The sequence below is a fragment of the Algoriphagus aquaeductus genome (genome assembly GCF_003253485.1).
In the GTDB taxonomy this organism is placed as follows: domain Bacteria; phylum Bacteroidota; class Bacteroidia; order Cytophagales; family Cyclobacteriaceae; genus Algoriphagus; species Algoriphagus aquaeductus.
In genome coordinates this window covers 100,801-112,403 of record NZ_QKTX01000008.1, presented here as the reverse complement: position 1 = coordinate 112,403, position 11,603 = coordinate 100,801, and the positions used below count along the sequence as shown (strand labels likewise).

Sequence of the window (11,603 nt, the reverse complement as noted above, 5' to 3'; positions counted from 1 at the left end):
TCATAGTTTCAAAGGATCTTGACCACGGTCAAGATCCTTTTTGATTATATTTGATGCCTGATTTATTGTTTTATGGAGCGAAGTGTTTTCCTGATTTTTTTATTGGTCTTGCTTGGAAGTTCCCTTGTGTCCGGGCAATCCAAAATTGACTCTGCCTACATTTCTTATGATGAGGAGGTGATGGTCACCCGGTTTTATTTTTCCAAGAAGTTTACCGATTTCAAAATCCCTGAGAAGGAAGTTAGGTACCGTCCGAATACAGGTCTTAATGCCGGATTGGGATTTACTTATCAAAAATTTACCTTGAATGTGGCCTTTCCGCCTTCGTTTTTAAACCCAAACAGAGAGAAAGATTTTCCGAGGTTTTTGGATCTTCAGGGGCACTTTTATCCTGTAAATTGGATGGTGGATTTCTTCGGACAGTTTTACAGTGGGTACAAAATTCCCGATTGGCAGGGGAGTGGCAAACCCTATCTAAGACCGGATATTGGGTTGCTTAAAGTGGGGATTCACGTCAATTACGTTTTTTTTGGAGACCGAATTTCTATCAATGCGGCCATGCATCAATCGGAGATCCAAAAGAAGTCTGCGATTTCACCGTTGGTAGGGTTTGAGGTCTATCGGGCAAGGGTTTCTGGGGATTCCTTGATCATTCCTGAGGAGTTAGCCCCTGATTTTAATTATTCTAGGGCTGATTTTATGCATTTGGGGCCAAATGTTGGAGTTTTGGGAACTCTTGTTTTTGGCAAAGGTTTTTTTGTCACGGGAGCATTTTCTGGGAATTTAGGTGCCGGTCATTCCTGGCTCGATGGGGGAAATGGCGAGAGAGAAAGCGATTGGAGCATCCTCCTAGGCTATCATTTTAGAGGCTATATCGGCTACAACAGTTCACGGTTTGGCTTTAACCTCAACTACGTCTACAAAAATCTCAACCTGAATCCGATCAGGGAACTTGAGCAGTCCGCCGACACGGGTAATTATCGCCTCAACTTTGTCTATAAAATCCGACCCGGGGAAAAATTTTCAAAGACATTCGGCAAATTCAATCCGACCAGAATTCTTTGAAATTGGTCGGGAGAGGAGGGAAGAATTTTTAGCTTTGAGTCCTAATCAATTCCCGTTTCTATGAACGATCCATTTGGCATTCATCTAAGTCTTAAAAATCTTGGTATCCACTCGACTAACCTTGGTTCATCGACAGGTTTGACCTGGTTGGATTCCGGAGCGAGTTATTTTTCATCTGATTCACCGGCAGATGGTCAGCTCATCGCACAAGTTCAGGGAGCTTCTGAAGATACGTATGAGGCGATCATTTCTCAGGCATCGGTTGCTTTTGAGAAATGGAGGCTCGTGCCGGCACCTCATCGGGGCGAGATCGTGAGGGAAATCGGCAATTCGCTGCGTGAAGTAAAAGCAGATCTAGGAAAACTCGTTTCCTATGAAATGGGCAAATCCTACCAGGAAGGATTGGGAGAAGTACAGGAGATGATTGATATCTGTGATTTTGCTGTGGGTCTTTCACGTCAGCTTTACGGTTTGACGATGCACTCCGAGCGTCCGGGCCATCGGATGTACGAACAGTGGCATCCGTTGGGTATTGTAGGGATCATTTCCGCTTTCAATTTTCCTGTGGCCGTTTGGTCTTGGAATGCAGCCTTGGCCTGGGTATGCGGAGATGTTTGTATTTGGAAGCCTTCGGAAAAAGCACCGCTTTCGGGGATTGCTTGCCAATATATCGTGGCTAAGATTTTTGCAAAGCATGGATTTCCTGAAGGTGTTTCCAATTTGATCATCGGTGACTATAGAATAGGAGAGCTGATTTCTCATGACTCCAGAGTTCCTTTGGTGTCTGCGACCGGATCCACCCGAATGGGTAAACTGGTGGGAAAAGCAGTGGGGGAAAGATTGGGGAGATCCTTGCTCGAATTGGGAGGCAATAATGCCATCATCATAACCGAGCATGCAGATCTTGACATGGCTATCCGGGGAGCTTTATTTGGAGCGGTAGGTACTGCTGGTCAACGATGCACTACGACACGCCGCCTGATCATTCAGGCTAATGTCTATGAGGAAGTGAAAAGCAGACTGGCCACAGCCTATTCCAAACTGGTTATTGGAAATCCTCTGGACGAAAAAAATCATGTGGGACCACTTATCGATCAGGATGCTGTGAAAAATTACCTCATCGCTATCGAAAGAGTGAAAGCTGAAGGGGGCAAAGCTGTAGTCGAAGGAGGAGTCCTTGCCGGATCTGGTTTTGAATCAGGATGCTACGTGAAGCCAGCGATTTATGAGGCTGAAAATCACTTCGAAATCGTGCAGCATGAAACTTTTGCCCCCATTCTTTACCTAATCAAATACGAAAATCTCCAAGAAGCCATCGCACTTCAAAACGGAGTGCCTCAGGGATTGTCTTCAGCGATCATGACTACTAACATGAGAGAAGCTGAAGCCTTTTTGTCGGTAGCAGGCTCGGATTGCGGTATTGCCAATGTCAATATCGGAACTTCAGGAGCTGAAATCGGAGGGGCTTTCGGAGGAGAAAAGGAAACCGGTGGAGGCAGGGAATCAGGCTCTGATTCCTGGAAAGCCTACATGCGACGTCAGACCAATACCATTAATTATTCCTCGCAGCTACCATTGGCGCAAGGCATCAAGTTTGATATTTGATTTCAGGAAAAATTGATCCAGACCAAGGGCAAACTTGATTTCCACTCGAAGTCTGGTTTGCCTTTTTTTTAGAAAGGGGACTGCTGGGATTGAATCTTTCTCCGTCCGTTCTAATCCCGAATGGATCGAATATCTGCCAGTACTTCAAAGGCGTTTGAGTCTCGTTTTCCTTTCCTCTTATCCCATGGTTTACGATTTTCAGGGTGCCAGAGCGTTTTCCTAACTCACTTTTCATGGAGAAGAACTTCCTTCATTTCCATGAGTTGGGCCATTTCTTCAGGGGCCAGAGTCGGATAAGCAAGATTCATTTCATCCAAGGCCTTGATCATGGCAGCGGCAATAGCAATCCTAGCGTAGGATTTGTTATCAGCGGGGACTACATACCAAGGGGACTTCTTGGTGGAGGTCTTTCGGATCATTTCCTCGTAGGCTCTCATATAGGTATCCCAATGGTTCCGCTCTTTGATATCACCGGAGTTGAATTTCCAATTTTTGTCCTGCTGATCGATCCGCTCAATGAACCTTCTTTTCTGCTCCTCTTTGGACACATGCAGAAAGATCTTAATCACTTTTGTTCCGTTTCGGTCAAGATATTTCTCATAGTTTCGGATGTCTTCCAATCGTTCCTCCCATATTTTTTTTGTGATGAGCTGAGGAGGAAGTTTTTGGTTATGAAGAATGGCCTCATGGACTCTGACCACGAGTACTTCTTCGTAATAGGATCTGTTGAAAATGCCAATTCTGCCTCGTTCAGGCAAAGCCCGATTGCATCGCCAAAGGAAATCATGGTCGAGTTCCTCAGCACTTGGGGCTTTGAATGAAGTCACATGACATCCTTGAGGATTGACACCGGACATGACGTGTTTGATGGCTCCGTCTTTTCCTGCGGCATCCATAGCCTGAATGATCACCAAAAGAGACCATTTGTCTTGAGCATAAAGGATTTCCTGTAAAGTTGAAAGTGCGCTGACTCCTTGTTCAAGTGCTTCTTTTACCAAAGGCTTGTCTTCGGGGCCAAGATTCATCTTGGGAATAGTAGAAAAATTTTTGAGCTTGAAATTTTTACCCTCGCCAACACAGTATTTTTTCGCAAACTTTTTTGCCCGTCCTATGAGCTCTTCATCGCTCAATTTCTTCAATTCTGAAACGCTGTCTTCTTGGTTATGGATCATGATTTGAGTGGGTTACAGGTAAGAAGTCTTTTGAAAATCTGTTTTTGTGAGTGATACTTGGTTTTGGAAAAGGGGGCCTCTTAATTGAATAAGTTAAAGAAATAACTGATTAAATGCCCTCTGAACTCGTATAAAACGAATAAAATCTTAGATTTAATCACTTTTAAAAACCAACAAACGGACCATGAAGAAGATACTTGTTGCCACTGGAGGAGGGGATTGCCCGGGATTGAATGCGGTCATTAGAGGCATCGTCAAAAGGGCTTCTCAGGAAAAAGACTGGGAGGTCTGGGGAAGCTTTGAAGCATTGAACGGTCTGATGGAAGAGCCAACAAGGCTGATCAAATTGGATGATAAAACTGTAGCAGGAATTCACGTTTTGGGAGGGACTATCCTTGGGACTACCAACAAGGGAAACCCAATGAACTATCCAGAACGCCAGCCCGATGGTACTTTTAAAACAGTGAATCGAATTCCCTGGTTGGTGGATCGGTTAAAATCCAAGGGCTTTGATGCGGTGATCAATATAGGGGGAGACGGTTCCCAAGCGATCTCCCAAGCCATGTTTGAAGCAGGCATGCCAGTGGTGGGTGTTCCGAAAACGATAGACAATGATCTTTCTTCAACTGATTTTACGTTTGGCTTTCAGACGGCTGTTCAGACAGCGAGCGACTCATTTGATCGGTTAGTGACCACGGCCGCCAGCCATCACCGGGTTATGATTATGGAAGTGATGGGAAGAAATGCCGGTTGGATAGCACTTTACACCGCCATCTCCGGAGGGGCCGAAATCTGTCTGATTCCTGAGATTCCTTACGATCTTGATGTTTTGGTAGAGCGGATCAAAGGAAGATACAATGAAGGAAGAGGTTTTGTCAATATCGTAATTGCCGAAGGCGCCTATGCCAAAGAGGGAACAATTACCGCTTCAAAGGGAGAATTTGGCAGGCATTCCGTCCGATTGGGAGGGGTTTGTTTTTCGCTCAGTCAACAGCTGAAGGATGCAGGAATTGAGGCGGATATCAGAGAAACTGTCCTAGGCCACACTCAGCGTGGAGGTACACCCATAGCCTTTGATCGAGTCATCGCCTCTGTATTCGGAGTCAAAGCTATGGAATTGGTTTTAGCCGGAAAGTTTGGTCAGCTGGTCATCTTGAAAAACAATGATTACACCGCTGTTCCGATCCAGGAAGCCATCAGTTCTTACAATGTGGTAGATCCTCATGGTACCCTGGTTCAAGCGGCAAAAGGGTTGGGGATTTCTTTTGGAGACTAAATACCTCTTGCTGTCAATTATTGAGGGGAAGGAATGAGAAAATAAGCTTTCCGGAAAATCCCTTTGGTCAGCCTGACTAAAAAGGTATTGGCACACAACTAGATAGTCATTCCTTCAAAATAGGACCTCGAAAATTAGAGTGGAACTTTGAGCGAAAGAGAAGGATAACTCCTTAGCTGACTAGTCATGGGAAGATTCAAACTTTGCGACCCAAGGCTAAGTTTCGCAGCAGTTCTTCCGTTGTATCCTGAAGATAAAAAAAGCGGGATACTTGTGCTAATCGACAGGACCCCCGTCAAGCTGAAAAAACTCTTGACTCTTCGGTTATTGCTCCCATCAGTATAGTCAAACCTATTTGGTATGGCCGCAGCTGTAAGGATCATGGCTGTTCCTCCTCCGAGAAATATCCAGCCTGCTTTGTATTGGGTGTCACTTTTTTTCATGAGGTCTTCTATCAGGAACTGCTGTGACTTGGAATCTTGACCATACCCCTGGTAATAAAGACCAATCAGAATAAGAATTAGAATAGATTTCTTCATGGGATCAACGATTCAAGGTTAAAGGAATAGAAAAACTGACTGCAGGATACAGTCCGGTAGAAGTGCCCGTGTTGGGAAGATTTGGAATTCTGCCGGTTACTAAACTCAATTTTCCCGCCTTCCTTCCATTCGATGCAGAACTGACCAAAATAGGAATACTGACCAGCGTAGAAATACTCCCAGCAGTAAACAGAATGGCTCCCGTCACTCCTAAAAACTCAGATCCCCCGCCCCAAGCCGCACCAAACATGGCTGTGCCGATCACCGTGGCGCCGAGTCCCGTCCCCAGCATGATCAATCCGGTTTTTTTCTGCTTTTCACTCTGACGGAGGAATTCTTCGATCAAAAGCTTGTTGGGGTCTTGTTGGGCGATAAGCGGCTGAGTCAGCCCAGTCCAGATTAATAGGGAAAAAAGAAGAAGTTTTCGCATTACTTACTTTGGTTGTTTTGATGAATGGGAAGAGGATCAGTATACCAGCCGGAATCAAGGTAAATAATATTTTCAAAACTGCAGTCAGGATGCAATCTGAAACTACGGTGTTCGGGGCTTTGGGGTCGGAGAATGGCCATGGTAGCGGATTTTCAAAAATGGATTGTTGATCCCTCTCTTCCGAAATAGGGCTATTTTTTTTGCAATGAAAAATAGAAATATTCACATAAGATTATTTAAATTAAACTTTATTCAAACCCAAAAAACTTTTTATTCAATGCCAGCACAGCCACTTGAGTTGATTTTAGCCCGACAATTTGGAGATAGCTTGAGCCTCCCTATGTTTCTGGTAGATCCTGATGGAAATTTGCTTTTTTACAATGAACCTGCCGAGTCCATTTTTGGACTAAAATTTAACGAAACGGGTGGAATGCGGCTCGAAGAATGGGCCACTATTTTCAAACCCACAGACCATGCTGGCAATCCCTTGGCTCCGGATCATTTACCTCTTGTGAAGACGCTTTCATCCAAACTTCCTGCCAATGGAGAGTTTTATGTAGATAGTTTGATTGGAGTCAGGACTTTGATTTCGGTCAGTACCTTTCCAATTATGGGAAAAACAAAAAGATTTTTAGGTGCAATGGCGATTTTTTTGAAATCACAAGAACTATGAGAGCTAGAATTTGGGGCTGCAGAGGTTCATTGCCTGCTCCTGGTCCGGAAAATCACAGGTACGGGGGGAACACTTCCTGTATACAAGTCACAGAAGGAGATACTTGTCTGATCCTTGATGCAGGGTCAGGTATCATGAGGTTAGGTCGGTTTTTGGGTCCCGACGTCAAAGAAGTCCATATTTTGCTCACCCACCTCCACATCGACCATACCATGGGGTTGGGTTTTTTTCAGCCGCTTTACAATCCAAACGTGAAAGTACACTTGTGGGGGCCCACTGCCGGCCAAGAATCCTTACTTCACCGATTGAGGAGATACTTTTCGCCTCCTTTGTTTCCGGTAAAGATGAGTGAACTACCCCAACATCCAGAAGTACATGAATTGGGTGATGAGGAATTGACCATTGGGAATATTAAGATTCGGTCTCAGTTTATATGTCATCCTGGTCCGACATTAGGGTATCGACTGACTGCCAATCAAAAAACAATTGCCTATTTGCCCGATCATGAGGTTCTGCTTGGTTCCTCCGATTTCCCTAATGATCCCGAATGGACCAGTGGATTTGACCTTGCCAATGGGGCTGATATTCTGTTTCATGATGGTGCATATACCTCCAAAGAATATGTTGGCAAGATGGGGTGGGGGCATTCCTCGATTCGTGATGCGGTTTTATTTGGGAAGATGTGTAAGGTGAAGAAGTTGTCCATTTTTCACCATGAACCTACCCGTACGGATGATCAGATTGATCTTCTTTACAAAGAGGCACTTCGAGACGGTAATTTTCAGTTTCAGGTTGAAATGTGTGCCGAAGGCAATGTGTATGAAATGTAAAGTGGAGGCATGTTTTTTTCTGACCGACTGGCTTATTCTTGACGGATCAATCGATTCGCTTGTTGGTTTTCAAATAGGCAATGAGGTTTACGATTTCGGTTTGCGTCAAATTTTCAAACAATCCTGAAGGCATCATCGATACCTCAGTCACCTCTCTGGAGAGTATGCCAGACTTGTTGATGATCAATTGATCTTGACCAACGATCCTCAAGGTGACTTGTCGGTCATTTTCGGAAATGATGTTTCCCGAATAAGTCCTTCCGTCTCTTGTATTGATTACGACCATCTTGTAATCATCTTGGATTTCGGCAGTTGGTTCAAGCACATTCATCAGGATATACTCTGGGTCGGTTCGGTTGCTTCCTGTCAGATCAGGACCTATTATTCCACCCTCTCCGAACATTTTATGACAGCTTCCGCAGGATTTGATGAAGACTGATTTTCCGGCATTAAGATTAGCAGCGTTCAATGCCGACGGATTGAGCATTGCCCGGTATTTGTCATAGGCTTCCTTGTTGCTAGGCACCGATTCGATCGGTCCCCATACTTCAATAAACCCACTTCCTACCACCCGTAGAAGTTGCCTTGCCACACTGGCAGGCACCTCGGATTTGGCAATTTTTTTGGACTTGATCTGCTGGGTTAGCATGTTTCCATACCGAGCCCGCGAGGAAAGGGTCTGCATGGCTTCCAACTTTTCTTCTTGAGTCAATTTCGGAAAGCTTTCCAATAGCAATTTTCCCAAAGGTTCGCTGTCAAATGCCGCAATGGAGCGAATCGCTTCTTTTCGCATTGCTGCTTCCTGAAACAACACCGGGATCTCTGATACTAGTCCCTTTTGTTGTTGAGCAGTAAGAGTTTGAAGTGCTTTCTTCCGCTGGTCCAGGGGTAAGCTTTTGTTTTTCAGAGTGGCGAAGGCCCGTTGGGTAGCTTCCGTATCTCCGAACAAACCTGAAATTTCCAATGCGAGTTGTTCCTTTTTCCCTCCGGCCTTTCGAAGTTTTTCTGAGACGGATTTCCAATTGGAAGGAGTTTTTAGATCGATTCTTCCTTCCATCCCGCTCAGCATCCCAGAAAGTAAATGGTCTGCATTTGAACTGCCTTTCTCAATCAAAGCGACCAGTTTTTCAAGTTGATTGCCGTCCACTGCCCGTCGGGCCATATTTTGGGTCACAAAACTAAGTTTGGATGAAGGAGCGAGGGAAAGAAACTTATCCGGATTTTCTGCAAACCAGGGTTCTATTCCATACCAGAGCATTTTGGGGAGGTTGTGATCTTTTTCGTCTTCTTGATGCTGTAGCAGTCCTTGGGCTATGGTCCATTTTTCGGAAGATGAAATTCTTTGCAGTGCGGAAGTCAAATAAAGCCTCACTACGGGATCGGGATCAGAGACTGAAAGTGTCCTGAATTTTGCCAATGCTTCAACAGAAGGATTCATGTCCTCGCATAGCAATTGGATGGACCAGGCTCTCACGTAGGGATCTTTGTCGGATAAAGATTGAATCAATTCTTTTTCTGTAAATCCTCCGATTTGCTGGATGGTCCACATGGCACGAAGTCTCCAATCAGGATTGGGGTCTGTGGAGAAAATCTTCTTCAGGGCCGTCACGGTATTTGCTTGGAGTTTTTTTTGAACAGAACGTTTGTGCAGAATACCCCTTGCTCTTCGTGCATGCCAATCTGAGGGATTGGTCTGCAAGGCCACCAACTCGGCATCAGTCATTTTATTCAAGTCCGTATATCTTCCGGGAAAATTTTGAGTGAGGGACTTCTCGGGCATAATCCGGAAAATGCGCCCGGTCTCTTCGTTCAGTACTTCTTTGCCGCAAATGTCCGCATCGTGCCAATCTAGCGCATATAGCCCCCCATCTGGCCCGATCTCCATACTGAATCCTACCCACTGTGCATTGTTGGCCATCATAAACTCATCGCCATGTTTGCCTTCATACCCGGATCCTTTAGGGATAAGCAAGTCAGAAAGTATCCCATGCTCGTGAATGTTGGCCATGAAAATCCGTCCTTGCTCTTCTTTCGGAAAGGCGTCAGACTGGTATACTCTCGCGCCTCCATGGGCTGACCGATGGCTGTGATTGGCGATTGTTTTGATATCCTCGTACACGAAAGGATTGAAATGCTGTCCGCCTTGGCGATGGTAGATTCCCCCAGGTATTACATGCCAAAGGTGAGGAATGACGCAGGCGCTCATGAATAGTTGTCCTTTTGCGTTGTAGTCAATACCCCATGGATTGCTGAATCCATGTGCGACTACCTCAAATCTATCTTTGACCGGATGGTACCTCCACACGCCTCCGTTGATGTCTACCCCGTCTGCTTCGAGCAGGTCCTCGGGGAAAGGATCCTTGTGATAATAAAGTTTGGCATTGGCATTGGGTTTCCGGATTTTTGAAGGTGTGGCAAAACCCTGTAGTCCATAGAGCCATCCATCTGGTCCCCAATGTAGACTGTTGAGCGTTTCGTGCCGATCTCGAATTCCCCAACCGGTCAGAAGGATTTTGATCTGATCCAGGTCAGCTTTGTCATCTCCGTTTTTGTCGGGCACAAAAATCAGGTTGGGAGGTGCTCCTATAAACACCCCGTCAAAGCCTACTGCCAGTGCCGCCGGAAAAGCCAACCCCTCCATAAAAACGGTTTGCTTATCGGCTTTCCCATCTCCATCCGTGTCCTCCAAGATCAAAATTCTGCTGTCTCCTGAATTGGAAAATCCGTCTCCCCGGGACTCGTAATCCTTGTTTTCAGCAATCCAGAGCCTGCCCCGATCATCCCAGCAAAAGGCCATGGGTTGGGTCATCATGGGCTCGGAAGCCCACACGTTTACCCGGTAACCCGGCTTGATAGACATGGCCTCGACGGCTTCTTCGGCAGTCAGAAATTTGGCATTTCTCCCTTCCTCCTGGGCCAATCCCCAAAGTTCGGTGGTGCTATACATCCCCGTTCTTCCGGAGAATTTGCCCCAATCCTCGTTGATTTTTAGGTCATTGGCTTCTCCGGTGTAGACCAGAAGCCTGAGCTTGATCGATTCGGTTGTCCCTTCTTCGATGACCCAATCACCATCCCGTGTAAAGGCTGGACCTAATCCCAACTGGCCATCTACCCTCCATTTGTTGGGATAGCCACGATTTTCGGGATGATCAAAAATGGCCACATTGGCTCGGTCTTCCCTTCCTTCCACCTTCATTCCCACATTGATCCACATGGAAGGCTGCCCTTCCGCCTGTGCATTTTTTTGTCTTGCGGCATTGATGATTTCCCCATCGATTCCCTCTTGCCACGGCATTCTCAGAAATAGACTTCCATAGTCATATTGTCCGATGGTGAGTTTGGTTTTCGCGTCTCCTTTCCACTCCAGGTCCAGGAGGTATTCTCCGTTGTATTCGCTCAGGGTCCAGTTTTGAGTCTCCTCCATAATGGGATTTCCCAAGGAATCCAACAGCTGATAGACCGTCTGCCATTTTACCTGCTCTCCGGTATGCTCGACTAGGTTCAGGGCTACTTTTTTCCAATATTCTCCTTCCGGGTGGTGGAAATAATCTCTTCCGTTAACTCGTGTGAAACCCCAATACAGTCCGGTTTGATGCTTATGATGGCCTGGGCTGTACTCGGTAAGGATTCCCTTTCCGTCTGGTGCAAGAATGGGATGAATATATGGTCTGAAATTTTCCTTGGCATGTTGGGTCAGGATGGGTTCTGTTTCTCCTTTTCTGAAAACTGAAATGGTACCCTGGGCTTCATCTTGGATCAATGAAAGTTCAGTGGCTTTCAGATCAGAATTTTCCTCTGAGGATTCTTTGGGTTTGCAATGGATCAGACAAAAACAAAGGAAGATTCCAAGGCAGAGGGTTTTAGAAAAATGCATGATCTAGGAAATTTTTGGGTGGTTGGTCAACTGACTCTCCTGAATTTGCCAAGGAGCGATCATAAGATAATAATTGCCAATAAATTAACCCGTATTTCCAGTTTGGAAATTGTAGAAGGATAGGTGTATTTTTTTGTCC

General features: G+C 45.6%; 9 protein-coding genes. 5 read left to right on the top strand and 4 right to left on the bottom strand.

Annotation, left to right across the window (positions count from 1 at the left end; translation table 11 throughout):
* The first annotated feature begins 72 nt into the window (after positions 1-72).
* Both CLV31_RS12290 and amaB read left to right on the top strand, forming a co-directional pair.
* Positions 73-1,065 (top strand): DUF4421 domain-containing protein, encoded by a 993-nt coding sequence (locus tag CLV31_RS12290; RefSeq protein ID WP_111393182.1) that lies wholly within the window; start codon positions 73-75, stop codon positions 1,063-1,065.
* 60 nt (positions 1,066-1,125) lie between these two features.
* Positions 1,126-2,670 carry an L-piperidine-6-carboxylate dehydrogenase gene (gene amaB / locus CLV31_RS12285; protein WP_111393181.1) on the top strand — a complete coding sequence of 515 codons (1,545 nt, stop codon included), beginning with the start codon at positions 1,126-1,128 and terminating at the stop codon, positions 2,668-2,670.
* Between the two features lie 224 nt (positions 2,671-2,894).
* Here the strand turns inward: amaB and CLV31_RS12275 are convergent, their stop codons facing one another.
* Complete coding sequence (locus CLV31_RS12275; protein WP_111393179.1) at positions 2,895-3,842, bottom strand: polyphosphate kinase 2 family protein; 948 nt, start codon at positions 3,840-3,842, stop codon at positions 2,895-2,897.
* A gap of 184 nt (positions 3,843-4,026) precedes the next feature.
* On the opposite strand from CLV31_RS12275, the gene CLV31_RS12270 reads away from it, so the two are divergent.
* Positions 4,027-5,118: a 6-phosphofructokinase gene (locus CLV31_RS12270; RefSeq protein ID WP_111393178.1), complete on the top strand. Its 1,092-nt coding sequence runs from the start codon at positions 4,027-4,029 to the stop codon at positions 5,116-5,118.
* Positions 5,119-5,252: 134 nt separating this feature from the next.
* Here the strand turns inward: CLV31_RS12270 and CLV31_RS12265 are convergent, their stop codons facing one another.
* Together CLV31_RS12265 and CLV31_RS12260 are read right to left on the bottom strand one after the other, a co-directional pair.
* Positions 5,253-5,657 (bottom strand): hypothetical protein, encoded by a 405-nt coding sequence (locus CLV31_RS12265; RefSeq protein WP_111393177.1) that lies wholly within the window; start codon positions 5,655-5,657, stop codon positions 5,253-5,255.
* 4 nt (positions 5,658-5,661) lie between these two features.
* Positions 5,662-6,087 (bottom strand): hypothetical protein, encoded by a 426-nt coding sequence (locus CLV31_RS12260; protein WP_111393176.1) that lies wholly within the window; start codon positions 6,085-6,087, stop codon positions 5,662-5,664.
* Between the two features lie 277 nt (positions 6,088-6,364).
* Between CLV31_RS12260 and CLV31_RS12255 the strand changes: the two genes are divergently transcribed.
* A complete protein-coding gene (locus tag CLV31_RS12255) occupies positions 6,365-6,760 on the top strand; it encodes a PAS domain-containing protein (protein WP_111393286.1) in 396 nt (131 codons plus the stop codon).
* Entirely contained in the window at positions 6,757-7,590 is an 834-nt protein-coding gene (locus tag CLV31_RS12250; protein WP_111393175.1) for an MBL fold metallo-hydrolase, read from the top strand. The genes CLV31_RS12255 and CLV31_RS12250 overlap by 4 nt, the downstream gene beginning before the upstream one ends.
* Before the next feature lie 46 nt (positions 7,591-7,636).
* Here CLV31_RS12250 and CLV31_RS12245 read toward each other — a convergent pair whose 3' ends face one another.
* Entirely contained in the window at positions 7,637-11,464 is a 3,828-nt protein-coding gene (locus CLV31_RS12245; RefSeq protein WP_111393174.1) for a PVC-type heme-binding CxxCH protein, read from the bottom strand.
* Positions 11,465-11,603: the final 139 nt, after the last annotated feature.

Excerpts from the sequence above, each read along its gene's own strand:
- CLV31_RS12290 (WP_111393182.1), top strand. The coding sequence starts at position 73 with ATGGAGCGAAGTGTTTTCCTGATTTTTTTATTGGTCTTGCTTGGAAGT.
- CLV31_RS12265 (WP_111393177.1), bottom strand. The coding sequence starts at position 5,657 with ATGAAGAAATCTATTCTAATTCTTATTCTGATTGGTCTTTATTACCAG.
- CLV31_RS12270 (WP_111393178.1), top strand. The coding sequence starts at position 4,027 with ATGAAGAAGATACTTGTTGCCACTGGAGGAGGGGATTGCCCGGGATTG.
- CLV31_RS12250 (WP_111393175.1), top strand. The coding sequence starts at position 6,757 with ATGAGAGCTAGAATTTGGGGCTGCAGAGGTTCATTGCCTGCTCCTGGT.
- amaB (WP_111393181.1), top strand. The coding sequence starts at position 1,126 with ATGAACGATCCATTTGGCATTCATCTAAGTCTTAAAAATCTTGGTATC.
- CLV31_RS12255 (WP_111393286.1), top strand. The coding sequence starts at position 6,365 with ATGCCAGCACAGCCACTTGAGTTGATTTTAGCCCGACAATTTGGAGAT.
- CLV31_RS12260 (WP_111393176.1), bottom strand. The coding sequence starts at position 6,087 with ATGCGAAAACTTCTTCTTTTTTCCCTATTAATCTGGACTGGGCTGACT.
- CLV31_RS12245 (WP_111393174.1), bottom strand. The coding sequence starts at position 11,464 with ATGCATTTTTCTAAAACCCTCTGCCTTGGAATCTTCCTTTGTTTTTGT.
- CLV31_RS12275 (WP_111393179.1), bottom strand. The coding sequence starts at position 3,842 with ATGATCCATAACCAAGAAGACAGCGTTTCAGAATTGAAGAAATTGAGC.